The organism is Pseudomonas sp. LBUM1674, from assembly GCF_059695635.1.
Genome location: NZ_CP166779.1, coordinates 6703047 through 6727680, shown reverse-complemented (window position 1 = coordinate 6727680; position 24634 = coordinate 6703047). Strand labels below are relative to the sequence as shown.

Annotated in this window: 23 protein-coding genes and 1 pseudogene; 16 read left to right on the top strand and 8 right to left on the bottom strand. The window is 60.9% G+C overall.

The window, feature by feature from the left end; genetic code table 11:
- Positions 1-132 precede the first annotated feature (132 nt).
- From mdcA to madM, 9 genes are all read left to right on the top strand, one after another.
- Positions 133-1803: a malonate decarboxylase subunit alpha gene (mdcA, locus tag ACA067_RS30875; RefSeq protein ID WP_497459839.1), complete on the top strand. Its 1671-nt coding sequence runs from the start codon at positions 133-135 to the stop codon at positions 1801-1803.
- Positions 1803-2678, top strand: coding sequence for a triphosphoribosyl-dephospho-CoA synthase (locus ACA067_RS30870; protein ID WP_497459838.1), 876 nt, complete (start codon positions 1803-1805; stop codon positions 2676-2678). Before mdcA ends, ACA067_RS30870 begins: the two co-directional genes overlap by 1 nt.
- Positions 2678-2977, top strand: coding sequence for a malonate decarboxylase subunit delta (locus ACA067_RS30865; RefSeq protein ID WP_149416385.1), 300 nt, complete (start codon positions 2678-2680; stop codon positions 2975-2977). Before ACA067_RS30870 ends, ACA067_RS30865 begins: the two co-directional genes overlap by 1 nt.
- Positions 2970-3821, top strand: a complete 852-nt coding sequence (locus ACA067_RS30860; protein ID WP_497459837.1) for a biotin-independent malonate decarboxylase subunit beta — start codon at positions 2970-2972, stop codon at positions 3819-3821. The genes ACA067_RS30865 and ACA067_RS30860 overlap by 8 nt, the downstream gene beginning before the upstream one ends.
- Entirely contained in the window at positions 3818-4621 is an 804-nt protein-coding gene (gene mdcE, locus ACA067_RS30855; protein ID WP_497459836.1) for a biotin-independent malonate decarboxylase subunit gamma, read from the top strand. Before ACA067_RS30860 ends, mdcE begins: the two co-directional genes overlap by 4 nt.
- Entirely contained in the window at positions 4615-5235 is a 621-nt protein-coding gene (locus ACA067_RS30850; RefSeq protein WP_497459835.1) for a malonate decarboxylase holo-ACP synthase, read from the top strand. Before mdcE ends, ACA067_RS30850 begins: the two co-directional genes overlap by 7 nt.
- On the top strand, positions 5232-6143 hold the full coding sequence (gene mdcH / locus ACA067_RS30845) for a malonate decarboxylase subunit epsilon (protein ID WP_497459834.1): 912 nt from the start codon (positions 5232-5234) through the stop codon (positions 6141-6143). Before ACA067_RS30850 ends, mdcH begins: the two co-directional genes overlap by 4 nt.
- A 65-nt stretch (positions 6144-6208) precedes the next feature.
- The gene (gene madL, locus ACA067_RS30840) at positions 6209-6625 is read left to right on the top strand and encodes a malonate transporter subunit MadL (RefSeq protein WP_497459833.1); all 417 of its coding nucleotides are present in this window, start codon (positions 6209-6211) and stop codon (positions 6623-6625) included.
- A gap of 1 nt (position 6626) precedes the next feature.
- Entirely contained in the window at positions 6627-7391 is a 765-nt protein-coding gene (madM, locus tag ACA067_RS30835; RefSeq protein ID WP_497459832.1) for a malonate transporter subunit MadM, read from the top strand.
- Between the two features lie 114 nt (positions 7392-7505).
- On the opposite strand, the gene ACA067_RS30830 is transcribed toward madM, so the two are convergent.
- Positions 7506-8420, bottom strand: a complete 915-nt coding sequence (locus tag ACA067_RS30830; RefSeq protein ID WP_497459831.1) for a LysR family transcriptional regulator — start codon at positions 8418-8420, stop codon at positions 7506-7508.
- A gap of 138 nt (positions 8421-8558) precedes the next feature.
- On the opposite strand from ACA067_RS30830, the gene trhA reads away from it, so the two are divergent.
- A complete protein-coding gene (gene trhA, locus ACA067_RS30825) occupies positions 8559-9176 on the top strand; it encodes a PAQR family membrane homeostasis protein TrhA (RefSeq protein ID WP_415771981.1) in 618 nt (205 codons plus the stop codon).
- A gap of 12 nt (positions 9177-9188) precedes the next feature.
- On the opposite strand, the gene ACA067_RS30820 is transcribed toward trhA, so the two are convergent.
- Positions 9189-10220, bottom strand: a complete 1032-nt coding sequence (locus ACA067_RS30820) for a LysR family transcriptional regulator (RefSeq protein ID WP_497459830.1) — start codon at positions 10218-10220, stop codon at positions 9189-9191.
- A 107-nt stretch (positions 10221-10327) separates the two neighbouring features.
- Between ACA067_RS30820 and ACA067_RS30815 the strand changes: the two genes are divergently transcribed.
- The 3 genes from ACA067_RS30815 to ACA067_RS30805 are packed head-to-tail and all read left to right on the top strand — an operon-like array spanning position 10328 to position 12868.
- The gene (locus tag ACA067_RS30815) at positions 10328-11569 is read left to right on the top strand and encodes a D-amino acid dehydrogenase (protein WP_497459829.1); all 1242 of its coding nucleotides are present in this window, start codon (positions 10328-10330) and stop codon (positions 11567-11569) included.
- Between the two features lie 18 nt (positions 11570-11587).
- Positions 11588-11938, top strand: a complete 351-nt coding sequence (locus ACA067_RS30810; protein WP_497459828.1) for a RidA family protein — start codon at positions 11588-11590, stop codon at positions 11936-11938.
- Positions 11939-11965: 27 nt separating this feature from the next.
- On the top strand, positions 11966-12868 hold the full coding sequence (locus ACA067_RS30805; protein ID WP_497459827.1) for a transporter substrate-binding domain-containing protein: 903 nt from the start codon (positions 11966-11968) through the stop codon (positions 12866-12868).
- A 134-nt stretch (positions 12869-13002) separates the two neighbouring features.
- Here ACA067_RS30805 and ACA067_RS30800 read toward each other — a convergent pair whose 3' ends face one another.
- Positions 13003-13722, bottom strand: coding sequence for a 16S rRNA (uracil(1498)-N(3))-methyltransferase (locus ACA067_RS30800; RefSeq protein ID WP_497459826.1), 720 nt, complete (start codon positions 13720-13722; stop codon positions 13003-13005).
- 150 nt (positions 13723-13872) lie between these two features.
- Positions 13873-15279 (bottom strand): adenosylmethionine--8-amino-7-oxononanoate transaminase, encoded by a 1407-nt coding sequence (locus tag ACA067_RS30795; protein WP_497459825.1) that lies wholly within the window; start codon positions 15277-15279, stop codon positions 13873-13875.
- A 222-nt stretch (positions 15280-15501) separates the two neighbouring features.
- Here ACA067_RS30795 and ACA067_RS30790 point away from each other — a divergent pair, with 222 nt between their 5' ends.
- The 3 genes from ACA067_RS30790 to ACA067_RS30780 all read left to right on the top strand — a co-directional run bounded on the left by ACA067_RS30790 (position 15502) and on the right by ACA067_RS30780 (position 19215).
- Positions 15502-17265, top strand: a complete 1764-nt coding sequence (locus ACA067_RS30790; RefSeq protein WP_497459824.1) for a flavin monoamine oxidase family protein — start codon at positions 15502-15504, stop codon at positions 17263-17265.
- A gap of 778 nt (positions 17266-18043) precedes the next feature.
- On the top strand, positions 18044-18595 hold the full coding sequence (locus ACA067_RS30785) for a cytochrome b (protein WP_497459823.1): 552 nt from the start codon (positions 18044-18046) through the stop codon (positions 18593-18595).
- 32 nt (positions 18596-18627) lie between these two features.
- Positions 18628-19215: a YceI family protein gene (locus tag ACA067_RS30780; protein ID WP_497459822.1), complete on the top strand. Its 588-nt coding sequence runs from the start codon at positions 18628-18630 to the stop codon at positions 19213-19215.
- 275 nt (positions 19216-19490) lie between these two features.
- Here the strand turns inward: ACA067_RS30780 and rhlE2 are convergent, their stop codons facing one another.
- The 4 genes and pseudogenes from rhlE2 to metF all read right to left on the bottom strand — a co-directional run bounded on the left by rhlE2 (position 19491) and on the right by metF (position 24492).
- Entirely contained in the window at positions 19491-21368 is a 1878-nt protein-coding gene (rhlE2, locus tag ACA067_RS30775) for an RNA helicase RhlE2 (protein ID WP_497459821.1), read from the bottom strand.
- A gap of 221 nt (positions 21369-21589) precedes the next feature.
- A complete protein-coding gene (locus ACA067_RS30770) occupies positions 21590-22405 on the bottom strand; it encodes a substrate-binding periplasmic protein (protein ID WP_497459820.1) in 816 nt (271 codons plus the stop codon).
- Positions 22406-22492: 87 nt separating this feature from the next.
- Positions 22493-23571 (bottom strand): annotated as a pseudogene (locus ACA067_RS30765) (hypothetical protein).
- Positions 23572-23646: 75 nt separating this feature from the next.
- Complete coding sequence (gene metF / locus ACA067_RS30760; protein ID WP_497459819.1) at positions 23647-24492, bottom strand: methylenetetrahydrofolate reductase [NAD(P)H]; 846 nt, start codon at positions 24490-24492, stop codon at positions 23647-23649.
- Between the last annotated feature and the right edge of the window lie 142 nt (positions 24493-24634).

The window sequence follows — 24634 nt, the reverse complement described above, 5'->3', positions numbered from 1 at the left end:
CGAGCCTGCTCGCGAAGGCGCCAGTCCGGTCAACCATTACCCTGAGCGTAACGATCCGTCTCTCTGCTTGATTGATGCCCCCACCCAACACTCCTAAGGTGACTCCCACGACAGCGAACCCGTGGAGTGGTCATGACAACAACAATATCCCCCGACTCGCGATGGACGCGGCGGCGCAGCGAAAAGCAGCGGCGTCTCGAGCTTGTGCGAGGTCTCGCCGACGGTGTGGTGTTGCCCACCGACAAAATCGTGGCCGCGCTGGAGGCCTTGATCCTGCCCGGCGACCGCGTGGTGCTGGAGGGCAACAACCAGAAGCAGGCGGATTTCCTGTCACGCTCCCTGGCCAAGGCTGACCCGGACAAGCTGCACGACCTGCACATGATCATGCCCAGCGTCGGTCGCGCCGAGCATCTGGATCTGTTCGAACGCGGCATCGCCCGCAAGCTCGACTTCTCCTTTGCCGGCACCCAGAGCCTGCGCATCAGCCAGTTGCTCGAAGACGGCCTGCTGGAAATCGGTGCGATCCACACTTACATCGAGCTCTATGCGCGACTGGTGGTGGACCTGATCCCCAACGTCGTGCTCTCGGCCGGTTTCATGGCCGACCGCGCCGGCAATATTTACACCGGCCCGAGCACCGAAGACACCCCTGCATTGATCGAACCCGCCGCCTTCAGCGACGGCATTGTCATCGTCCAGGTCAATCAGTTGGTGGACGATGTCAGTGAACTGCCGCGGGTCGACATCCCGGCATCCTGGGTGGACTTCGTGGTGGTGGCCGACAAGCCGTTCTACATCGAGCCGCTGTTTACCCGTGATCCACGGCACATCAAGCCCGTTCACGTGCTGATGGCGATGATGGCGATCCGCGGCATCTACGAAAAACACAACGTCCAGTCCCTCAACCACGGCATCGGTTTCAACACCGCCGCCATCGAACTGATCCTGCCGACCTACGGTGAATCCCTCGGCCTGAAGGGCAAGATCTGCCGCAACTGGACCCTCAATCCTCACCCGACCCTGATCCCGGCCATCGAAAGCGGTTGGGTCGAAAGCGTGCATTGCTTCGGCACCGAACTGGGCATGGAAAACTACATCGCCGCACGGCCTGACGTGTTCTTCACCGGACGCGACGGCTCGCTGCGTTCCAATCGGATGTTCTGCCAACTGGCCGGGCAATACGCGGTGGACCTGTTCATCGGCGCCACCCTGCAAGTTGATGGCGACGGCCATTCCTCCACAGTGACGCGCGGACGTCTCGCCGGTTTCGGTGGTGCGCCAAACATGGGCCACGACCCGCGCGGTCGCCGTCACAGCACGCCGGCCTGGCTCGACATGCGCCATGACGATGCGCCCGAAGCGCTGCTGGAACGGGGCAAGAAACTCGTGGTGCAAATGGTCGAGACTTTCCAGGAGGGCGGCAAACCGACCTTCGTCGAAACCCTCGACGCGGTGGAAGTGGCGAGAAAAAGCGGCATGCCGCTGGCGCCGATCATGATCTACGGCGACGACGTCACCCACCTGCTGACTGAAGAAGGCATCGCCTATCTGTACAAGGCGCGTTCGCTGGAAGAGCGCCAGGCGATGATCGCCGCCGTGGCCGGGGTAACCGTCATTGGCCTGCGCCACAACCCCAAAGACACCGCGCGCATGCGCCGCGAAGGTTTGATCGCCTTGCCCGAAGACCTCGGCATCCGCCGCACCGACGCAACCCGCGAACTGCTGGCGGCCAAAAGCGTGGCCGATCTGGTCGAGTGGTCCGGTGGCCTCTATAACCCGCCCGCCAAGTTCAGGAGCTGGTAATGCACGCATTCAACCTGCAACCGAAAACCTTGTCCCTGGCTGAGCAGCTGGCGGATCTGGCCGTCGATGCGTTGATCGACGAAGCGGACCTGTCGCCGAAACCGGCGCTGGTCGACCGTCGCGGCAATGGCGCGCATACCGATTTGCACCTCGGGCTGATGCACGCTTCGGCGCTGTCCTTGTGGCCAGCGTTCAAGGAAATGGCCGAAGCGGCCATCGAGTTTGCTGAAGTGGGCTTGCCGCTGCGTGAAGCCCTCGGGCGGATCGGCCGGGAAGGGGAGCAAACGATGCTCGCCACCACCCACGGGGTGAATACTCATCGCGGGGCCATTTGGGCGTTGGGCCTGTTGGTCGCTGCTACCGCGTTGGAATCCACCAATACCAAAGCAAGTGCCGTGACTTTGCGCGCTGCACGCCTGGCGCTGCTCGACGACCGTTACGCCCCGCGTCCGCTCAGCCACGGTGCCCAAGTTGCCCAGCGTTATGGCGCACGCGGTGCCCGTGAAGAAGCCCAGCTTGGTTTCCCGGCAGTGATTCAACGGGCGCTGCCGCAACTCAAACGCAGCCGCGCCGCCGGCCATGGCGAGCAGAACGCTCGCCTTGATGCGCTGCTGGCGATCATGACCCAACTGGCCGACACCTGCGTGCTCTACCGTGCCGGCGAACAAGGCCTGCACACCATGCAACTCGGCGCCCAGGCCGTGCTTGATGCCGGCGGCAGTGCCAGCCTCGGCGGTCGTCGTCACCTGCATGAGCTGGACCAACAATTAATCGCGTTGAATGCCTCGCCCGGTGGCGCTGCGGACTTGCTCGCAGCCTGCCTGTTCATCGACCGCGTCGAGTCGGCTGACGGCATCATCCAGGGAGCTTGCTGATGGAAACCTTATCGTTTGAATTCCCCGCCGGGCAGCCGCCACACGGCAGGACGCTGGTGGGCTGTGTCGGCTCCGGCGACCTGGAAGTGCTGATCGAACCGGGTCAGGCCGGCAAGTTGACGATCAAGGTGCAGACCTCGGTCAATGGCGCCGAACAACGCTGGCAGCATCTGTTTGCGCGGATGTTCGACGGTCAGACACCGCCCGCTATGGCGATTGATATCCATGATTTCGGCGCCACGCCGGGTGTGGTGCGCTTGCGTCTGGAACAAGGCTTTGAGGAGATCGGCCATGACTGACAGCACCGCGCTTCTGCACAAGCACAGTTTCGTCGAACTCGGTGCCCGACAACGGGCGAAAGCCTTGCTCGACGCCGGCACCTTCCGTGAACTGCTCGACCCGTTTCAGCGCGTCATGTCGCCATGGCTGTCGCGCCAGGGTGTGGTGCCGCAAGCGGATGACGGCGTGGTGATCGCCAAGGGCAGCATTGGCGGTTTGCCGGTGGTGATCGCCGCGATCGAAGGTGCGTTTCAGGGTGGCAGCCTCGGTGAGGTCGGCGGGGCGAAGATTGCCGGTGCGCTGGAATTGGCGGCCGAAGACAACCGCAAAGGTATTGCGACTCGCGCCGTGTTGCTGCTGGAAACCGGTGGCGTGCGCCTGCAGGAAGCCAACCTCGGGCTGGCGGCCATTGCCGATATTCATGCGGCGATTGTCGATCTGCGCCAGTACCAGCCAGTGATCGGCGTGGTGGCCGGCAGCGTTGGCTGCTTTGGCGGGATGTCGATTGCTGCCGGGTTGTGCAGCTATCTGCTGGTGACTCAGGAAGCGCGGCTTGGCCTGAACGGTCCGCAAGTGATCGAACAGGAAGCCGGGCTTGAGGAATACGACTCCCGTGATCGTCCCTTCATCTGGAGCCTGACTGGTGGCGAGCAACGTTTCGCCAGTGGTTTGGCAGATCGCTTTGTCGCTGACGACGTGGCGCAGGTTCAGCAGCAGGTCAGCGAATTGCTGCAACAGGGTTTGCCTGCGCAACAACGCAGCCGTCAGGCCGAATTGTTCCTGCAACGGCTGGCCCGTCTGGACGCCGAGCCGCAAATCGAGCCGTCAACGGTTCGCGATCTGTACCAAGGAGAGCGCTCATGAGTTCGTATTCCCTGAGAGGTTTGAACTGGTTCAATGCCTTGAGTGCGGGCGCCAAACCGGTCGATGGTTTGCCAGCGTCGTTGAAAGTCGCTGATGGTGTGTTGGGCGATCAACCTGTTCGGTTTATTGCCGTGGTGGCTGATCCCGACAACCGCTTCGTCCGCGCCCGCAATGGCGAGGTCGGTCTGTTGGAAGGCTGGGGCTTGGCCAAGGCTGTGGATGAAGTTATCGCAGCCGATCTGGATAAACCGCACAAGCGTGCCTTGATCGCCATCGTCGATGTGCCGAGCCAGGCCTACGGTCGGCGCGAAGAAGCCCTCGGCATTCATCAGGCCTTGGCCGGTGCCGCGGACAGTTATGCCCGCGCCCGACTGGCCGGCCACGCGGTGATTGGTTTGCTGGTGGGCAAGGCGATGTCCGGGGCGTTTCTCGCTCATGGGTATCAGGCCAATCGGCTGATCGCCCTGCGTGATCCGGGGGTGATGGTGCATGCGATGGGCAAGGCGTCGGCGGCGCGGGTGACCTTGCGCAGTGTCGAAGAACTCGAAACCCTGGCCGCCAGCGTGCCGCCCATGGCGTATGACATCGACAGCTATGCCAGCCTGGGTTTGCTTTGGGAAACCTTGTCGGTGGAACAGATCGAGCAGCCGACGGCGGCCGACGTGACGCGAGTGACGGAATGCCTCAATCAGGCGATTGGCGATGTCGCTGCCACCGGTCGCGATCTGAGTGGCCGCTTGGGCGCGAGCAACCGCGCGGCGTCGAGCAAGGTGCGCCAACTGTTGAGAGAGCAGTGGTGAGCACGTTTCTGGCCCACGACCTGCTCTGGGGGATGACTCTGGAGCAGCTGCCCGCGGACGTGCCTTCGTGGGTGATCGAGTCGGTCAGCGCGGGTCAGCCGGTGGTGGTTCGGCGTGCGTTGAGCGCAACGGGTCAAATCGCGGTCGGGGTACGTGGGCGGTTACGCGAGCAGCGGTATGCAACATCGATGGCGATCGATGCGATCCAGCGTCGGGTGCAGCCGGAAGCGCTTTGTCATGTCTCGATTGATCGGGCTTTACCCGCAGTGCGTGCCCTTGATCAACTGCGTCCGCTGCTCGATGGCTGTGGTTGGGTCTGGGGCGTCAGTGGCAGCGCCGGGTTCGAGTTGGCCAGCGGCTTTGCGGCATTGCACGAGCGCAGCGACCTCGACCTGATCCTGCGCACACCGCAACCGCTGAGCCGTACTCAGGCGCAGGAACTGGTGAGTCTTCTCGACACCGCTGCGTGTCTGGTGGACATGCAGTTGCAGACGCCTTTCGGGGCTGTCGCCTTGAGAGAATGGGCCGGCCCGGTACGTCGGGTGTTGCTGAAAAATGCGCGCCAGGCCTGTCTCGTGATTGATCCGTGGAATCCGCAGGAGCAAGCAGCGTGAGCAGTCTGCTGGTGTTTCCGGGGCAAGGCGCGCAGCAGCCGGGCATGCTCCATCGCTTGCCTCGGGAAACGGTGATCGAGGCCAGTGACGTCCTCGGAGAAGACGTGTTTCTTCTGGACTCTGCCCAAGCGTTGAAGTCGACCCGGGCGGTTCAGCTTTGTCTGCTGATTGCCGGGGTCGCCGCATCACGCCAGCTGGTATTGAAGGCGGATTACGTCGCCGGGTTGTCCATTGGCGCGTACCCGGCAGCGGTGGTGGCCGAGGCCTTGAGCTTCAGCGATGCGCTGCATCTGGTCAGCCTGCGCGGTGAGTTGATGCAGCAGGCGTATCCACAGGGCTACGGCATGACCGCGATCATTGGTCTGGAACTGGCCACGGTTGAAGAACTGCTGGCACAGATTCACAGCGCCGAATCACCGGTGTATCTGGCCAACATTAATGCCGATAACCAAGTGGTCATTGCTGGCAGCGAAGGGGCGATGAAAGCGGTAGCGCAATTGGCGAAAGGTTGTGGTGCAGGCGTGGCCAAGCGCCTGTCGGTCAGCGTTCCTTCCCATTGCCCGCTGCTGGAAACACCGGCGAAAACCCTGGCCGAAGCCTTCGCCAAGGTGCAATTGAAAACACCGACCCTGAGCTACCTTAGCGGCAGTCGCGCCCGGCCCGTCACCCAAGCCGATGCCTTGCGCGACGACCTGGCCTTCAACATGTGTCGCGTGGTGGATTGGCGCGGCACGGTGCAAAGCGCCTACGAGCGCGGCGTACGACTACAGATTGAACTGCCGCCCGGTGCAGTTCTGACCGGGCTGGCGCGCCGGGTATTCGAGCAGGGCACCGTGATCGCTTTCGACGGTGCGCGGCTCGATACCCTGCAGGCGCTGTTGCGTGAGGAGGGAAGCCGCCAATCCTAGACCCCCGACTTAAGGCTTCGAACAACAAAAACAACATTCGACGATGCACTTTGAGGACAACAACAATGATTATTTACGGTGTGGCGCTGTTGGCGATTTGTACGCTGGCAGGGGTGATCGTGGGAGACATGCTCGGCGTGTTGCTGGGCGTGAAATCAAACGTCGGCGGCGTCGGGATCGCGATGATCCTGTTGATCTGCGCGCGGTTATGGATGAATAAGCACGGCGGCATGACCAAGGACTGCGAGATGGGCGTCGGTTTCTGGGGCGCCATGTACATTCCCGTCGTGGTCGCGATGGCCGCACAACAGAACGTCGTCACCGCCCTGCACGGTGGCCCGGTGGCGGTGCTGGCGGCGATCGGTTCGGTGGTGATCTGCGGCTGCACCATTGCGCTGATCAGCCGGACTCACAAAGGCGAACCTTTGCCCGATGAACCGGTGGACATCACACCGGTCGGCACTCCAGTAGGAGGTCGCTGATATGTGGGATCTCATTGAGAAAGGTCTGGAGCATAACGGTCTGGTCACCGCGTTCGCGTTCGTTGGCGTGATCATGTGGGTGTCGGTGGTGTTGTCCAAACGCCTGACGTTCGGACGCATCCATGGTTCGGCGATCGCCATCGTGATCGGGCTGGTGCTGGCCTGGGTCGGCGGCACCATGACTGGCGGGCAAAAAGGCCTGGCGGACCTGACGCTGTTTTCCGGTATCGGTTTGATGGGCGGTGCGATGCTGCGGGACTTTGCAATCGTGGCCACGGCCTTTGAAGTGCAGGCCACCGAAGCGAAAAAGGCCGGATTGATCGGTGTCATTGCACTGCTGCTCGGCACGATTCTGCCGTTCATTGTCGGCGCGAGTATTGCCTGGGCGTTCGGTTATCGCGATGCGGTCAGCATGACCACCATTGGCGCTGGCGCGGTAACCTACATCGTCGGCCCGGTGACCGGAGCGGCGATTGGTGCCAGCTCGGATGTGATGGCGCTGTCGATTGCCACCGGATTGATCAAGGCGATTCTGGTGATGGTCGGCACACCGATGGCGGCGCGCTGGATGGGCCTGGATAACCCGCGTTCGGCGATGGTGTTTGGCGGGTTGGCGGGTACTGTGAGCGGTGTGACGGCCGGACTGGCGGCGACGGATCGGCGGTTGGTGCCTTATGGCGCGTTGACCGCGACCTTCCATACCGGGCTTGGGTGCTTGCTCGGGCCTTCGTTGTTGTACTTTATTGTTCGCGGGATTGTGGGCTAGCCCGCTAGATAGTTGCTGCTTGTACCGACGCCATCGCGGGCAAGCCCGCTCCCACAAGGACAGCGCAGTTCCTGTGGGAGCGTGGCTTGCCCGCGATGCAGGCGACACGGTCTGTCAGGGCTGCCGATTGGCATACATCCGACACTCAGCCAACAGCGCCAGCAAATTCGGATCCCTCTCCTTGGCCTTCAGAAACACCACCCCAATGTGCTGCTGCAACCGATACTTCTCCTGCAACGGAATCAGCTTCACCCGGTTCTCGTACACCGCCGCGATCCGCCCCGGCAACAACGCATAACCCACCCCCGAACTGACCATGCTCAGCAGGGTGAAGATGTCGTTGACCTGCATCGCCACCTTGGGTTCGAACCCAGCCTGCTGGAAGACACGTTTCCCATCCTGATGCGTGGCGAAGCCTTGGGTCAGGGTAATGAACGTCTCGTCGCGCACTTCGGCCAGATCCACTTCGGTTCGTTGGGCGAACTTCGAGTCAGCCGGCGTGGCCAGAAAGATATCGTCAGAAAACAGCGGAATCTGCTCGCAATCCGGGTCGTTGACGCTCTCGTCCAGGGACACCAGGATCGCGTCGACTTCCATGTTCTTGAGCTTGTACAGCAGGTCGAAGTTCGAGCCGAGGATCAGGTCGATGTTGAGCTCGCTGCGACGGATTTTCAGGCCCATGATCAGCTGCGGCACGGTCTTCACCGTCAGCGAATACAGCGAGCCCAGCTTGAAGCGTTCAGCGGAAAATCCGGCCGCTTCGCGGGTCAGGCGCACGGTTTCGACCACGTCCTGAATTAGCTTCTGCGCCCGCTCCTCCAGCACATAAGCGCTTTCCAGCGGCGTCAGGTTGCGGCCTTCGTGCTTGAACAGCGGGCAGCGCAGGGCGCTTTCCAGGGAATGGATCGCCCGGTGCACGCTGACGTTGCTGGTCTGCAATTCGGCGGCGGCACGGGCCAGGTTGCCGGTGCGCATGAAGGCCAGGAACACCTCGAGTTTTTTCAGGGTCAACTCTTCGTCGATCAGCATGATGCAGACTCTTATTCGAATGGCTCGATTGTGCACGTATGTGGGTTCTTGTAGGAGCAGTGTTCTGAAACATTGCGCTTTTAGTCTCAAGGCCTGAGCCTTGCGCGATGTTGCAACGAATCTTGAGGTGAGCAACACATGTATCACGGGGAAAGATTGAACGCCTGGACGCATCTGGTCGGGGCGGTGGCAGCGGTGGTCGGGGTGGTGTGGATGCTGGTGATCGCCGGCATGGACGGCAGCCCGTGGAAGATCGTCAGCGTGGCGATTTACGGGTTTACCTTGCTGGTGCTTTACAGCGCATCGACCGTTTACCACAGCGTGCGTGGACGCAAGAAAGAGATCATGCAGAAGGTCGATCATTATTCGATCTACCTGCTGATCGCCGGCAGCTACACGCCATTCTGTCTCGTGACCCTACGCGGCCCGTGGGGCTGGACGCTGTTCGGAATTGTCTGGGGATTGGCGCTGATCGGCATCCTGCAAGAGATCAAACCGCGTTCGGAGGCGCGGATTCTGTCGATCGTGATCTACGCGGTGATGGGCTGGATCGTGCTGGTGGCGGTCAAACCGTTACTGGCGGCGTTGGGCAGTACAGGTTTCGCCTGGCTGGCGTCTGGTGGCGTGCTGTACACCGTGGGCATTGTCTTTTTTGCGCTGGACAGTCGTTTGCGCCATGCCCACGGGATCTGGCACCTGTTCGTGATCGCCGGGAGTTTGCTGCACTTCGTGGCGATTCTGTTTTATGTGTTGTAGATCGCACTGCAGCTATTTGAAAAACCTGTGGGAGCGAGCCGGCTCCGGGCGGCGTTCCGACGAATGCGGTGGATCAGTCAGCAATGATGTCGACTGACCTGACGCTTTCGTCGGAACGCCGCCCGGAGCCGGCTCGCTCCCACACAGGCGATCCAGTTGCGCCTGTGCCCGTCGGCTGAACACCTGCAACAAATCACTCAAGGTGTGGGGTGGCGGTTCGTCGGCGCGGGTGACCGCATACAACGTGATCGGTAACGCTGGCGCCAGAGGTCGAATCGCCGTGGTGGCGGGGGACGCACCGAGCGCGGTAAACGGATCGATCACCGCCAGCCCGGCACCGGACTCAACCATCGCCCGCGCCAGCGAATAGGTCTGCACGGCAATGCGAACCCGTGGCGGCGGATCGACCGCCTCAAGGTAGCTGTCGAGCCTGGCCGCCAGCGGGTCGGCGCTGGACAGGCCGATCAGCGGCGCACCGGCCAGTTCGCTCAACGGCAATGGTTGGCCCAGGGTTTCGACGGCCCAATAACCGGTCGGTGCCAGCGCCACCAGCATCCCGCAGGCCAGGGCTTGCGCCTTCAGGCCTGGATGATCCGGCGGCTGCAAGGTCAGCGCGACATCTACTTCGCGCATCAACAAATTCTGCATCAGCTCACGACTGTGGGCGCTGGACAATTCGCAGACAATGTCCGGGTAGCGTTGCGTCCATTCGTTGATGGCTGGCGGCAGCAGCGACAGGGCCAGCGCCGGGATCGCGCCGATCCGTACGCTGTGACCCGGCTCACGGCGCAGGCTCTGGGCCAGACGTCGCACGCCTTGCAGGCTCTCGGTGACCTTGTCGACCTCGCGCTCAAGCTCCAGCGCTTCGGGCGTAGCCTGCAATTTACCGCGCACCCGCAGGAACAACGGAAAGCCCAGTTGCTGTTCGGCGTGTTGCAGCACTTTGCTCACCGCCGGCTGCGATACGTGCAGCAACTGCGCGGCGCCACTGACCGAACCGGTCTGGCGAATGGCCTGGAAAATCTCGATGTGTCGCAGTCGCATGGCAAGTCCATAACCTTTGTTTATGGGTCAGGCATCTTTATGCATTGTTCAAGGTCTGTCACCTGGTCCTAACCTGAAGCCTGTTTCAACAACGGTTAAGGACAGACATGGCTCAGCGGGTTTGCATCATCGGTGGTGGCGTCATCGGACTGACGACGGCTTACGCACTGGTTCGCGACGGCATCGACGTGACGCTGATCGAGGCCCGGGATTCGTTGGGCAGCGAGACCAGTTTCGCCAACGGCGGCCAGTTGTCCTACCGTTACGTCGCGCCACTGGCCGATGCAGGCGTACCGCTTCAGGCGATTGGCTGGATGCTACAAGGTGACTCGCCGTTGAAGCTGCGCCCGCGCCTGGACCCGGCTCAATGGCGCTGGATGGCGTCCTTCCTGGCGGCCTGCCGCCGTTCGGTGAATCAGCGCAACGGCGCACACCTGCTGCGTCTGGCACTGCTGAGCCAGTCCACGCTGCAAGGCTGGCGCGAAGAAGACCGCCTCGACGGTTTCGACTGGCGGCGCAACGGCAAACTGGTGACGTTTCGTGAAGCCGCGAGTTTTGAGCATGCGCGCCATGGCCTGGCCGATCCGCAACAGCAGCACGTGCTGTCGCGGGCCGAATGTGCACAGTTGGAGCCTGCGCTCGCCGAGGCGCCGTTTGTGGGCGCGATTTATACGCCTGACGAAGAAGTCGCCGATTGCCATGCTTTCTGCCAGCAACTGCTGGCTCGACTCCAGGCGTCGGGGCGTTGCGAGTTTTTACTTGGGCGCAAGGTCACCGGCATTCGCCACGCGGACGGCGCGGTGCAGGCAGTCGAAATGGGTTCGCAAGTGCTGCCGGTCGAGCAGTTGGTGATTGCTGCCGGCCATCGCAGTCCGGCGCTGGCGCTGCCCGGCATGAACCTGCCGCTGTATCCGCTCAAGGGTTACAGCCTGACCTTGCCCATCCGCGCCGAACATCGTGCGCCGGAGCTGAGCATCACCGATTACAACCGCAAGATCGTTTATGCCCGCATCGGTGAACAACTGCGCGTGGCAGCGATGGTCGACATCGTCGGCTTCGACCCGGCGCTCGACCCCAAACGTCTGGCGCTGATCAAGCGCCAGGCGCAGGAAACCTTGCCCAATGCCGGTGATTACGACGCCGCCATCGAATGGGCCGGCATGCGCCCGGCCACCCCCAGCGGCGTGCCGTTGATCGGGGCCACGGCGTACCGCAACCTGTGGCTCAACCTCGGCCATGGCGCCCTGGGGTTTACCCTGGCCTGTGGCAGTGCTCGGGTGCTCAGCGAGTTGATCGCCCGGCGCGCACCTTCAATCGAAATGCAGGGCCTCGCCCCCCGCGTTGCCTGACTTGAAAAGGAAAAACCGATGAACATCAACCGTATCAACAGCAACAGCCGACTCTCTGGCGCGGTGACCTTTGGCGATCTGGTGTTTCTCTCGGGACAGGTTCCGGGTGACAGCACCGACGTTACCGGCCAAACCGCCGAAGTACTGGCGAAAATCGATGCGTTGTTGGCCGAAGCTGGCAGCGACAAGGATCATCTGCTCAACGCGACTATTTACCTGAACGACATTGGCCGCGACTTTGCCGCCATGAACGAGGTCTGGTCGCAGTGGCTGTCACCGGGCCAGGCGCCGACCCGCACCACCTTGCAGGCGCAACTGGCCCGTCCAGAGGTGCTGGTGGAAATCATCGTGATCGCCGCCCGCCGCTAATCGCTCTACCCACAACGGAGAATAACAATGCAAAAAATCACGTTGATCGGCTGCACCCTCGGCTTGCTGCTCGCCAGCCAGGTCCAGGCCAACGAAGCGCCACTGACCGGCACGCTGAACAAGGTTGCCAATGCCAAGAGCATCACGCTGGGCTATCGCGACGCGTCGGTGCCGTTCTCCTACGTGGGTGATCACACGGGGCAGCCGATGGGCTATTCGGTGGACCTGGCGAGCAAGATTGTCGAGCGCATCAAGCAAAAACTTGAGCTGCCGGATCTGCAGGTGAAGTACAACCTGGTGACCTCGCAAACGCGCATTCCGCTGGTGCAGAACGGCACGGTCGACCTTGAGTGCGGCTCCACCGGCGTGACGGCCGAGCGTATGCAGCAAGTGGCGTTTTCCTACGGGTTCATCTACGTGAAGGGGCAGTTGCTCACGGCAAAGGACAGCGGCATCAAAAGCTTCGCCGACCTGCGCGGAAAGAATGTCGTGACCACCGCCGGCACCACCAACGAACGGTTTCTGAAGAGCTACAACATCGATCACAAGATCGATATGTTCGTGATCAGTGCCAAGGACCACGGCGAAGCCTTTCAGATGTTGCAGTCAGGTCGGGCGGCGGCGTTCTATATGGACGATGCGTTGCTCTATGGTGAGCGCGCCAAGGCCCGCGATCCGCATAATTGGGTCGTGGTGGGGGAGGAGCAGTCGCGGGAAATCTACAGCTGCATGGTGCGCAAGGGCGACCCGCAGTTTCTCGAATTGGTGAACTCGACCCTCGCCGATCTGTACAGTTCGGGCGAGATCAACAGCATCTATCAGCGCTGGTTCCAGCAACCGATTCCACCCAAAGGCCTGAACCTGGAATTCCCGATGACCAGCGAGCTGAAGGCAATCATCGCCAAGCCGGTGAGCGATCCGGTGCAGTAGCTTCTGGTAGATGACTGATCGTTCCCACGCTCTGCGTGGGAACGCCTCTAGGGACGCTCTGCGTTCAGTGACGCGGAGCGTCACGGGCTGCATTCCCACGCAGAGCGTGGGAACGATCAGGAACGATCACCAACCTAAAAGTCGCCCCACAGTTGTTGCGCCACCGCCAACGCCACCACCGGCGCGGTTTCGGTGCGCAACACGCGAGGGCCGAGGCGGGCGGCGTGAAAACCGCTAGCCTTGGCCTGATCCACTTCGGCCTCCGACAACCCGCCCTCAGGCCCGATCAGAAATGCCAACGTCGCAGGCTTCGCATGACTGACCAATGGCTCGGCCACCGGATGCAGCACCAACTTCAATTCTGCCTGGGTCTGTTTCAACCAATCCGGCAACAGTAGCGGCGGATGAATCACCGGCACCCGTGAACGTCCGCATTGCTCGCAAGCGCTGATCGCAACCTGGCGCCAGTGCATCAGGCGTTTGTCGGCGCGTTCGTCCTTGAGTCGGACTTCACAGCGGTCGCTGAAGATCGGGGTGATTTCAGTGACGCCCAGTTCAGTGGCTTTCTGAATTGCCCAATCCATCCGTTCGCCACGGGACAAGCCCTGGCCGAGATGGATCTGCAGTAGTGACTCGACCTGTCCGGCGAAGCTTTCATCGATCTGCACGACGACGCGCTTCTTGCCGACCTCCACCAGCGTGGCGCGAAACTCCTGGCCCGAGCCGTCGAACAGTTGCAGCGCATCACCCTCGGCCATGCGCAAAACGCGGCTGATGTAATGGGCCTGGGCCTCGGGCAACTCGTGTTCGCCGGTGCTCAAGGGGGCGTCGATAAAGAAGCGGGACAGTCTCATGCTGGGTCTCTGTAGTTTGATCGTTCCCACGCTCTGCGTGGGAATGCCTCATTGGACGCTGAGCGTCCGCTTTTTGGGACGCAGAGCGTCCCTGGCTGCATTCCCACGCGGACGGTTCGACGCCTCGACGTGGGAACGAGCGCTATTCAATCAGCCCGGATCTCGGAAGCCCGGGTGAAAGTCCTTCGGCACCGAAACACTGACGCTATCGCGAGTCGCGATGTCGATCCCTTCACTGGCCACTTCCGCCAGAAAATCGATCTGCTCAGGTGTAATCACATACGGCGGCAGGAAATACACCACACTGCCCAACGGTCGAAGTAAAGCACCGCGTTCCAAAGCATGCTGGAACACCTTCAAACCACGCCGCTCCTGCCACGGATAAGCTTCCTTGGTGGCCTTGTCCTTGACCATCTCGATGGCCAGCACCATGCCGGTCTGGCGCACTTCCGAGACGTTAGGGTGATCGGCCAGGTGCGCGGTGGCGGATGCCATGCGCTGGGCCAGGGCCTTGTTGTTCTCGATGACGTTGTCTTCTTCGAAAATATCCAGCGTCGCCAATGCCGCCGCGCAAGCCAGGGGATTGCCGGTGTAGCTGTGGGAATGCAGGAAGGCACGCAGGGTCGGGTAGTCGTCGTAGAACGCGCTGTAGACATCTTCGGTCGTCACGCACGCCGCCAGCGGCAAGTATCCGCCGGTCAGGGCCTTGGACAGGCAGAGGAAGTCCGGACGGATGCCGGCCTGTTCGCAAGCGAACATCGTCCCGGTGCGGCCGAAGCCGACGGCGATTTCGTCGTGGATCAGATGCACGCCATAACGGTCGCAGGCATCGCGCAGCAACTTGAGGTACACCGGATGGTACATGCGCATGCCGCCGGCGCCCTGGATCAGCGGCTCGACGATGACTGCCGCGACGGTGTCGTGGTTCTCGGCCAGGGTCTGTTCCATGGCGGCAAACATGTTGCGCGAGTGCTCTTCCCAGCTCATGCCGTCGGGGCGCAGGTAGCAATCCGGGCTCGGCACCTTGATGGTGTCCAGCAACAAGGCCTTGTAGGTCTCGGTGAACAGCGGCACGTCGCCCACCGACATCGCCGCCATGGTTTCGCCGTGGTAGCTGTTGGTCAGGGTGACAAAGCGCTTCTTGTTCGGCTGGCCGCGGTTGAGCCAGTAGTGAAAGCTCATTTTCAGCGCGACTTCGATGCAGGATGAGCCGTTATCGGCGTAGAAGCACCGCGTCAGGCCCTCCGGCGTCATCTTCACCAGGCGCTCGGACAGCTCGATCACGGGCTGATGGCTGAAACCGGCGAGGATCACGTGTTCCAGCTGATCGACCTGATCCTTGATGCGCTGGTTGATCCGCGGGTTGGCGTGGCCAAACACATTGACCCACCAGGAGCTGACGGCGTCGAGGTAGCGTTTGCCCTCAAAGTCTTCCAGCCATACACCTTCGCCGCGCTTGATCGGGATCAGCGGCAGTTGCTCGTGATCTTTCATCTGGGTGCAGGGATGCCACAACACCGCGAGATCGCGTTGCATCCACTGATTATTCAGGCCCATGTTCAGTCTCCTCGAGGCGGTCCGTGACATCTGCGGACATACAATCGCGCAAGCCTATGCAAAGCGCGTCCTCGGGACAACCCATTGCGCCGTTTGAGCTACTTTATATAGGACGATAGACGTCGCTGGCGGCCTTTTGATGGCTAACGTATTCTTCGCGGTTCTTTGGGTCGTCTGACTCGTAAAACCGCTATTTCCTTGTGTATTTTCGGAGTTCTCTGAATGTCTGCTGGTTGGCTGCGCGCCTGTGCGCTGGTGATGTTGGGGCTGTTCAGCGTGTCCGCGCTGGCCAAGGATAAAACGGCGATCGTGATCGGCGGTGGCCTGTCGGGCCTCACGGCTGCTTATGAGCTGCAGAACAAAGGTTGGCAGGTCACTCTGCTGGAAGCCAAGCCGAGCCTGGGCGGCCGCTCCGGCATGGCCACCAGCGAGTGGATCGGCAACGACAAGACTCAGCCGGTGTTGAACAAGTACGTCTCGACGTTCAAGCTGGGCATCACGCCGGCCCCGGAATTCGTGCGCACGCCAAGCTATCTGATCGACGGCGTGTATTACACCGCTGCCGATCTGGCCACCAAGGAGCCAGCCACCGCCGAAGCGCTCAAGCGCTACGAGAAGACCCTGGATGATCTGGCGCGTTCGATCGAAGACCCGCAGAACCCGGCAGCGAACAGCACGCTGCATGCCCTGGATCAGATCAACGTCTCCAACTGGCTCGATCGACTGACGTTGCCAGCGACCGCCCGTCAGCTGGTGAACCAGCAGATTCGTACCCGCTATGACGAACCTTCGCGCCTGTCGCTGCTGTACTTCGCCCAGCAGAGCCGGGTGTATCGTGGCGTCTCCGACCGTGACCTGCGCGCTTCGCGCCTGCTCGGTGGCAGCACGGTATTGGCCCAGGCTTTCGTCAAACAACTGAAAACGATCAAGACCAGCGCACCGGTCTCGGCCATTATCCAGGACAAGGACGGCGTGACCGTCAAAGTCGGCAGCGTCGGTTATCAGGCTGACTACGTCATCGTGGCCGTGCCGTTGCGCGCGCTGAACAAGATCCAGATGACCCCGGCGCTGGATACTCAGCACATGGCCGCGATCAAAGGCACCAACTACGGCTGGCGCGACCAGATCCTGCTCAAGTTCAAGACGCCGGTATGGGAAAGCAAGGCGCGCATGTCCGGCGAAATCTACAGCAACACCGGTCTGGGTATGTTGTGGGTCGAACCGGCCCTGAAGGGCGGCGCCAATGTGGTGATCAACCTGTCCGGCGATAACGCTCGGGTCATGCAGGCTTTCGGCGACAAGCAGATGGCCGATCAGGTCTTGATCCGCCTGCACGCTTTTTATCCACAGGCGCGCGGTTCGTTCACCGGTTATGAAATCCGTCGCTACAGCACCGATCCGTCAATGGGCGGCGCTTACCTGGCCTTCGGTCCGGGGCAGATCAGCAAATACTGGCGCCTGTGGGAACGTCCGATTCAGCGTGTAGCGTTCGCTGGCGAACACACGGACTCCTTGTACCCGGGCACTCTGGAAGGTGCCTTGCGCACGGGGCAGCGGGCGGCCAGTCAAGTTGAAGACCTGGCGGCGGGCAAGTCGTTTGAGCCTGCGAAGGTAGTTCCGGCGGCGGCCGCTGTGGCGGCCGGCGCGGTGGCGGCGAAGAAGGGCAACTTCTTCAGCAACCTGTTTGGTGGTTCGGATGACAAGCCAGCACCGGTCAAGGCGCCTGAGCCAATAGCTCCGGTTACTCCGGCACCGGCTCCAACACCTGCTCCGACTCCTGCGCCAGCACCGGTTGAAGCGCCGAAGCCTGTGGTGCCTGTGAAAGCGGAGCCTGCCAAGAAAGCTCCGTCTAAAGCTCCGGCGAAGAAACCGGCAGCCAAGACCGAGGCGAAAAAAGTCCCGGCCAAGGCGCCGACGAAAAAGGCTGAACTCGCAAAGAAGCCAGCGGCTAAACCGGCGGCGACCACTGAGACCAAGGCTCAATAACATTCAGAGGTAAAAAAGCGCGGCTCAAGGGCCGCGCTTTTTTTTGCTCATCTATCAAGCATGTAACATCCGGCTTTGCTGCGCAGTGCGTTGGGGTCGCACCATCCACGTCCCGGTCCTACACGCCTCAGCGATATATCAGATGCGTCCCACAAAAGAATCAGATCGAAATGATAGATAGCGCCTGACCTTAAATTCTATGTTCTTCAAAAAACTGGAGAGCATGATGAAAGCACTGGCAGCAATAATAATATTGATAGCCGTATCTGGCTGTGTAGATGGTCGTCCAATGACAAAAAATCATGGCACTGAACTAGCCCACAAATGCCAGATAGATCCGTACAACCATGATTGCTTACAGCCTCAGAGTGGGCCTAATGAAAAATTCCAAGCCGGCCAGGAAGGCTGCAGCCACTGAGACCATGGCGCAGTAAGACTTTGGAGTGAACGAAAGTGCGGGTCATTGGCCACGCTTTTTTTTGCCTGCACTATCGCTTTCTTGAGCAGGCTCGCTCCCACAGGGTTCTGTGGTGGGCACCAATCTTGTGTTCACGCTGATCCAGTGTGGGAGCGAGCCTGCTCGCGAAGGGCCTTCCCAGCTACCAGATTTTTCCTCGACTACCACTAATATCCCGCCACAATTTCGCCTTTAATCTTTCCTTAACTCACCCATTTTAGGCTCTTGATCGTATTTCTCGATATTTCAAAGCGAAATTTTCCGCTTTAAATCGATAGATAACTCGATAGTCTTGGTCGCCGTTATCACAGGATTTGGGCAATGCAGCTACGTAATTCTTCTTCGCGCTACGGTTGGGTCAGCATTTTCATGCACTGGGGCGTGGCGCTGGCAGTCTTCGGTCTGTTTGCGCTGGGCTTGTGGATGGTTGGGCTCGACTACTACAGCAGCTGGCGCAAAGACGCGCCGGACCTGCACAAAAGCATTGGCCTTGTACTGTTGGCCGCCATGGTTCTAAGGGTGATCTGGCGCTTTGTCAGCCCGCCGCCACCGGCGCTGCAAAGCTACAGCCGCCTGACGCGCATTGGCGCCAGCTTCGGCCATGGGTTCCTCTACCTCAGCCTGTTTGCTGTGATAATTGCCGGTTACCTGATTTCCACCGCAGACGGTGTCGGGATTCCGGTGTTTGGCCTGTTTGAAGTGCCTGCACTGGTTTCCGGACTACCGGACCAGGCAGATACGGCTGGTGTGATTCATTTCTACCTGGCCTGGGTGCTGGTAATTTTTTCCGGTCTCCATGCGTTGGCAGCATTGAAACACCACTTTATCGATCGCGACGCGACCCTCAAGCGAATGCTGGGGCGCAAAGCCTGATGTTCAACCTCGACTCCAAAGGAATAGAAAGCATGTTGAAAAAGACGCTCGCCGCCCTGGCAATCGGTTCTGCCCTGCTGTCCGCCGGCAACGTAATGGCTGCTGACTATGTCGTCGACAAGGAAGGCCAGCACGCCTTCGTTGACTTCAAGATCAGCCACCTGGGTTACAGCTACATCACCGGTACCTTCAAGGATATCGACGGCAAGTTCAGCTTCGACGCTGCCAAGCCAGAAGACAGCAAGATCGAGTTCAACGTGAATACCGCCAGCGTATTCACCAACCATGCCGAGCGCGACAAGCACATCGCCAGCAAAGACTTCCTGAACGGGTCTAAAGCCAAGTTCGTCTCCACCAGCGTCAAATCCACCGGCAAAAACGCCGCTGGCAAAGACACTGCCGACGTGACCGGCGACCTGACCATCCTTGGCGTGACCAAGCCAGTCGTGGTCAAGGCCACTTTCCTGGGTGAAGGCAAGGATCCATGGGGCGGCTACCGTGCCGGCTTCGAAGGCACCACCAGCATCAAGCGTTCCGATTTCGGCAAGCAGAAAGACCTGGGCCCAGCGTCCGATGCGGTCGAGCTGTACGTTTCGTTTGAGGGTGTGAAAGCGAAGTAATATTCGCGCCTTACAAAAAACGCCCCCAATCTCGCGATCGGGGGCGTTTTTTTATTGCCGAACATATACTTCAGTCACACCACAAGTCCCCTGTGGGAGCGAGCTTGCTCGCGATGGGGTCATCACACTCAGAATGGAAGTGACTGACAGTACGTCATCGCGAGCAAGCTCGCTCCCACAGGGATTCTTTGGTCAGTTGAGGATTTTTGCCTATCCCGGAAAACAAAAATGCCCCGGATCTCGCGATCCGGGGCATTTTTTATTGCGGCGATAACTCAGCGATTGCGAGTCAGCAATGCTGGTTTCTCACCGCGAGGACGGCCTGGCAGTTGATCAAGTTGCTCTGGCGTCGGGAAACGATCGGTTTTCGACTCCTTGTGAATGATCTTCGGCGCCGGACCGCGGGGGTTTTGCACGGCCGGTTCCGAACGTGGCTGGTCGTCGCTACGGGCCGGGCGGCGGTTGCGGGACTCTTCGCGACGGGCCTGGCCGTCACGTGGAGCACCATTGCGCGGGCCGCTGCGCTTGGCCGGTGGAGTGCCGGTGGTGGCGCCATCGCTGCTGCGTGGACCGCTCTGGCGACCTTGTGGCTTGCCGCTACGCGGAGCGCCGGTGCCAGTTGCTGCCGTGCCTTGTGCCGGAGCACTCGGACGGCGGCCACGGCCTTGAGCCGGTTTGGCTTGAGGGACGTAGTCGACGCGGTTACCGAAGTTATCGATATCGTCGTCCAGGAACTCGTCCGGGGCACGATCAGCGGCGGCGCGAGGGGCCGGACGCTGCTGTTCGCGGGCCGGGGTGCCTTCGCGTGGCTTGTGTTCACGGGCCGGACGCTCGCCACGGCCAGTGGCCGCAGGTTTTTCCTTGCCGCCCTTGTCCTTGCCTTTGTCTTTACGACCGCCACCACCGCCACTGCCGTTCGGACCATCGCCGCGCGGGCCACGGGGATTGCGCGGGTTACGCACGTCCGGACGCTCGCGCACTTCAGGTTTCTCGGCTTCCACAGCGCTGGAATCGAAGCCCATCAGGTCGCCGTCGGCGATTTTCTGCCGGGTCATGCGCTCAATGCTTTTCAGCAGTTTTTCTTCGTCCGGAGCAACCAGCGAGATCGCCTCGCCCGAACGACCGGCACGGCCAGTACGGCCGATACGGTGCACATAGTCTTCGTCGACGTTCGGCAGTTCGAAGTTGACCACGTGGGGCAGCTGGTCGATATCCAGGCCGCGAGCGGCGATGTCGGTAGCGACCAGGATGCGCACTTCACCGGCCTTGAAGTCGGCCAGGGCTTTGGTGCGGGCGTTCTGGCTCTTGTTGCCGTGGATGGCGACGGCGGTGAGACCGTGTTTGTCCAGGTACTCGGCCAGACGGTTGGCGCCGTGCTTGGTGCGAGTGAACACCAGCACCTGTTCCCAGGCGCCAGCGGTGATCAAGTGCGCCAGCAATGAACGCTTGTGGTTGGCAGGCAGGCGGAACACGCGCTGTTCGATACGCTCGACCGTGGTGTTCGGCGGCGTGACTTCGATGCGTTCCGGGTTATGCAGCAGCTTGCCGGCGAGGTCGGTGATGTCTTTGGAGAAGGTCGCCGAGAACAGCAGGTTCTGACGTTTGCTCGGCAGACGGGCCAGGACCTTTTTCACGTCATGGACAAAGCCCATGTCGAGCATGCGGTCGGCTTCGTCCAGCACGAGGATTTCCACGTGGGACAGGTCGACGCTGCCTTGGCCGGCGAGGTCGAGCAGACGGCCGGGGCACGCCACCAGTACGTCGACACCGCGGGACATGGCCTGAACCTGCGGGTTCATGCCAACGCCGCCGAAGATGCAGGCACTGACGAACTTCAGGTCACGGGCATAGACCTTGAAGCTTTCGTGCACTTGCGCCGCGAGTTCGCGAGTAGGGGTCAGGACCAGTACCCGTGGTTGACGCGGGCCGTGACGCTGGGACTTGTCCGGATGACCGTTGGGGAACAACCGCTCCAGGATCGGAAGGGCGAAGCCGCCGGTTTTACCCGTACCTGTCTGTGCCGCGACCATCAGGTCACGACCTTGCAACACGGCGGGAATGGCCCGCTGTTGCACCGGAGTAGGCTCGGTATAGCCCGCTGCCTCGATGGCGCGGACTAAAGCCTCGGAGAGACCGAGGGAAGCAAAGGACATGAGTAATCCTGTTCTAGTTAGGGCTTGGCCCAATGGGAGTCTTGCCTGGCGCGAATGGCGTTTAAGGGGACGCAATCCCGTCCGGTCCTGCTGGGCCTCGAAGGCTCATCTGGAGTGCTCGCGCGGGCTGAAAGCTGCGCTGTAGCGGGATCGAGATGCCTTGAACGAGTCCGAGCGTCCGGGCGTGAGCCTGGCGGGAAGGCCGGAGTATAACAGAGCAATCACTGCGCGCCGCTTTCCTGCTGCTCAACGGTTTTGCGGGTCATGACCGCGGCCCCGGCGGCCTTCGCACCCGTCGCCGGGTTGGCACCATAGCGGGCGCTCAATTCAGCGTAGGCGGGTTCGCGCTTGAAGCGCTTGAGTTCGGCGCCGAAGCGCTGTACCAGCAAGTCCATGCCCGCGTTGCGGCGCACCGCCAGGAACTGGCTTTGCTGGCTGATGACGACCGGGTTTTCGGTGATCTTGCCGCGAATGTTCAGCTCGTCGAGCAAATGCTGGCCGACCCGGCGGTCAGTAATCAGCAGATCGATCCGCCCGCGCACCAGTTTGCCGAAGTTGGCTTCATGACTCGGTGCCGGTTCCCGGGTGAATAGCGACGATTCGCGAAAATCCTTGCTGTACAGATAACCCGGCGAGGTGCCGATGGTCAGGCCGCGCAATTCTTCCAGGGTCCGAAACGGGTGGGGCCGTTCGTTGGCATAGAACATCACGAACTCGACCTCCGAGAGGGGTTCGCTGGGGTAGAGGAGGGTCGCGTCGCGTTCATCGCTGTGGAAGATATCCAGCGCGCCGTCCGCCTGACCTTGTTCGAGCATCGACAGGCAGCGTTTCCACGGCAGGAACTGCCAGTCGACTTCTATCCCCAGGCGCTTGAAGACAATTGCCGTGGTTTCGTAATCCAGGCCCAGGGCTTTGCCGTTTTCTTCATACACGTAAGGCGCCCAGGGTTCGGTGACGATGCGCAGTTTCTCGCCCCGAGCGGTAAAGCTCAGGCAAGTAAAAAGCATGACTGTCAGCAACTGGGAGATAAGAGGCATGGCCTGAGGTTAGTACTCTCAAGGCGTAATGAGAAGCGCTGGCATGCCTGTTTGGCGCTGACTGTCAGGGAATTGTGCGCAAGGCCTCTATTTGTAAGACGAATTGAGCAAGTGATCGTGGATGGCTTTGCATCGGCTGCCCAGAATCAGCCGTACCAGTGCCCTGTCAAACCAGCGTTCGAGCAAGTGCTGAGTGACCGGCTTGCCAAGGCGTTCTTCCTGGTTCTGCAACGCTTTTTCCCACCACACCGGTCCGCAAGCCTGGTCGAACTCGTTGGGGTGTTCATAGCAGCCGTAGAGGATCTCGCGGATGAACTGACGCAGATGTGCCGGTAATGCCAGGGTGATGAGCTTGTAGAGCAATCGCTGGCTCCGAGGCGGTCGCGGCAGGTGCATCGTCACCCGACGAGTGTCATCCAGTGCCGCCTGACTGTTCGGGTTCCTGGCGTGTTTGGCAACCCAGGCTTTGACCTTGGCCCTGAACAGTTGCTTGCGGCTCCAGTAGTGATGGATCAGGTCCGGACACTTTTTGACCTGCAGCCTGCGATAGGCCGCGACCGACAGGCAGAACTCCTCAAGGGTGTAAGCCCCGCGTGCCATGGGAAACAATTCGTCGATCAGGGCAATGGAGTGGTCAAGCACTTGAGCGTCCTGCTGATGCAGACCGATCACGCCGGAGTTGAGCAGCATCATCTGATCGTCTGCCAGGCCTCTCTCCCTGAGCGTGGTCGACAGTGCACTGTAGAGCACATTTTCTTTATTGGTGCCGTATCGGGTGTAGTAGTCGTTGCACAGCAGGGTGCCGGGCTGCACGCGATCGAACAATTCGACCGGTGAGCGATGAAAGAACGTGTCGGTGTCGATCAGCAGGGCGACTGTCGACTCCTCGAGCACCCTGCGTAATGCGACATGCTTGGCTCGAAAATGATAACCGTGGGGTTCGTTCCAGCGTCGGCGAGTAGCCTCGTCGAGCATGCGCACGCGTACCGGCAGTCGCGCGTAGGGCTGGGGATTGTCGCTGAATACCTGGATGTCGAGTTCTGCGTGGGGCGTCTCACGCAGCAGGCCAGGGCACTGGCGATGCTGAACAGCGCTTCCTGGTGGTAAGTCTCGGCGCCGAAAGCCAGGTAAACCAGTTGAGGGCGCGGTGGGGATGGCTCAGTCATGGGAAACAACATTCCATGGGCTGTTGAATGTAAAAGACCCTCAGAAGAGGGCCTTTGGGTACGAGGTGGTCACTGTCAGCGCGGTAGCTTCAAGTTGTTCCACACGGCCAGGCTCGCCTCGGCCTGGTTAAGGGTATAGAAATGCAGCCCCGGTGCCCCGCCCTGCAATAAACGTTCACACATTTGCGTGATGACCTGCTCGCCGAAACGCTGAATGCTTGCGGTGTCGTCACCGTAGGCTTCCAGCTGCTTGCGGATCCAGCGCGGGATTTCCGCACCGCAGGCGTCGGAGAAACGTGCGAGCTTGCTATAGTTGGTGATCGGCATGATGCCCGGCACGATCGGGATGTCCACGCCCAGCGCCCGTACACGCTCGACGAAGTAGAAGTAGCTGTCGGCGTTGAAGAAGTACTGGGTGATCGCACTGTCAGCGCCGGCGTTGGCCTTGCGCACGAAGTTGGCGAGATCGTCTTCGAAATTGCGTGCTTGCGGATGCATTTCCGGGTAAGCGGCGACTTCGATGTGGAAATGATCGCCGGTTTCTTCACGAATGAATTCAACCAGGTCATTGGCGTGGCGCATTTCGCCACTGGCCATGCCCATGCCCGAAGGCAGGTCGCCGCGCAGGGCGACGATACGGGTGATGCCGGCGGCCTTGTACTGAGCCAGCAGGCCGCGCAGGTCCGCCTTGCTGTCGCCAACGCAGGACAGATGCGGTGCGGCAGGCACTTTGACTTCGCTTTCGAGCTGCAACACGGTGTTGAGCGTTCGATCACGGGTCGAACCGCCAGCGCCGTAGGTGCAGGAGAAGAAATCAGGGTTGTACGTGGCCAACTGACGAGCAGTGGCGATCAGCTTTTCATGCCCAGCATCGGTCTTCGTAGGGAAGAACTCGAAGCTGTAGCGACGGTCTTGGGACATGGTCGTATCCTTGGAAGCACATAGGCCTGGGAGGCTTGCACATCCCAATGTGGGAGCGGGCTTTTGTGGGAGCCGGGCTTGCCCGCGATGCTGACACCTCGGTGTTTCAGGAACACTGAGGAGATGCTATCGCAGGCAAGCC

Excerpts from the sequence above, each read along its gene's own strand:
- mdcA (WP_497459839.1), top strand. The coding sequence starts at position 133 with ATGACAACAACAATATCCCCCGACTCGCGATGGACGCGGCGGCGCAGC.
- madL (WP_497459833.1), top strand. The coding sequence starts at position 6,209 with ATGATTATTTACGGTGTGGCGCTGTTGGCGATTTGTACGCTGGCAGGG.
- trhA (WP_415771981.1), top strand. The coding sequence starts at position 8,559 with ATGTATCACGGGGAAAGATTGAACGCCTGGACGCATCTGGTCGGGGCG.
- ACA067_RS30820 (WP_497459830.1), bottom strand. The coding sequence starts at position 10,220 with ATGCGACTGCGACACATCGAGATTTTCCAGGCCATTCGCCAGACCGGT.
- rhlE2 (WP_497459821.1), bottom strand. The coding sequence starts at position 21,368 with ATGTCCTTTGCTTCCCTCGGTCTCTCCGAGGCTTTAGTCCGCGCCATC.
- ACA067_RS30815 (WP_497459829.1), top strand. The coding sequence starts at position 10,328 with ATGGCTCAGCGGGTTTGCATCATCGGTGGTGGCGTCATCGGACTGACG.
- ACA067_RS30800 (WP_497459826.1), bottom strand. The coding sequence starts at position 13,722 with ATGAGACTGTCCCGCTTCTTTATCGACGCCCCCTTGAGCACCGGCGAA.
- metF (WP_497459819.1), bottom strand. The coding sequence starts at position 24,492 with ATGTCCCAAGACCGTCGCTACAGCTTCGAGTTCTTCCCTACGAAGACC.
- ACA067_RS30785 (WP_497459823.1), top strand. The coding sequence starts at position 18,044 with ATGCAGCTACGTAATTCTTCTTCGCGCTACGGTTGGGTCAGCATTTTC.
- ACA067_RS30870 (WP_497459838.1), top strand. The coding sequence starts at position 1,803 with ATGCACGCATTCAACCTGCAACCGAAAACCTTGTCCCTGGCTGAGCAG.
- mdcE (WP_497459836.1), top strand. The coding sequence starts at position 3,818 with ATGAGTTCGTATTCCCTGAGAGGTTTGAACTGGTTCAATGCCTTGAGT.
- ACA067_RS30795 (WP_497459825.1), bottom strand. The coding sequence starts at position 15,279 with ATGGGCCTGAATAATCAGTGGATGCAACGCGATCTCGCGGTGTTGTGG.
- ACA067_RS30790 (WP_497459824.1), top strand. The coding sequence starts at position 15,502 with ATGTCTGCTGGTTGGCTGCGCGCCTGTGCGCTGGTGATGTTGGGGCTG.
- ACA067_RS30865 (WP_149416385.1), top strand. The coding sequence starts at position 2,678 with ATGGAAACCTTATCGTTTGAATTCCCCGCCGGGCAGCCGCCACACGGC.
- madM (WP_497459832.1), top strand. The coding sequence starts at position 6,627 with ATGTGGGATCTCATTGAGAAAGGTCTGGAGCATAACGGTCTGGTCACC.
- ACA067_RS30830 (WP_497459831.1), bottom strand. The coding sequence starts at position 8,420 with ATGCTGATCGACGAAGAGTTGACCCTGAAAAAACTCGAGGTGTTCCTG.
- ACA067_RS30860 (WP_497459837.1), top strand. The coding sequence starts at position 2,970 with ATGACTGACAGCACCGCGCTTCTGCACAAGCACAGTTTCGTCGAACTC.
- ACA067_RS30770 (WP_497459820.1), bottom strand. The coding sequence starts at position 22,405 with ATGCCTCTTATCTCCCAGTTGCTGACAGTCATGCTTTTTACTTGCCTG.
- ACA067_RS30805 (WP_497459827.1), top strand. The coding sequence starts at position 11,966 with ATGCAAAAAATCACGTTGATCGGCTGCACCCTCGGCTTGCTGCTCGCC.
- ACA067_RS30780 (WP_497459822.1), top strand. The coding sequence starts at position 18,628 with ATGTTGAAAAAGACGCTCGCCGCCCTGGCAATCGGTTCTGCCCTGCTG.
- ACA067_RS30810 (WP_497459828.1), top strand. The coding sequence starts at position 11,588 with ATGAACATCAACCGTATCAACAGCAACAGCCGACTCTCTGGCGCGGTG.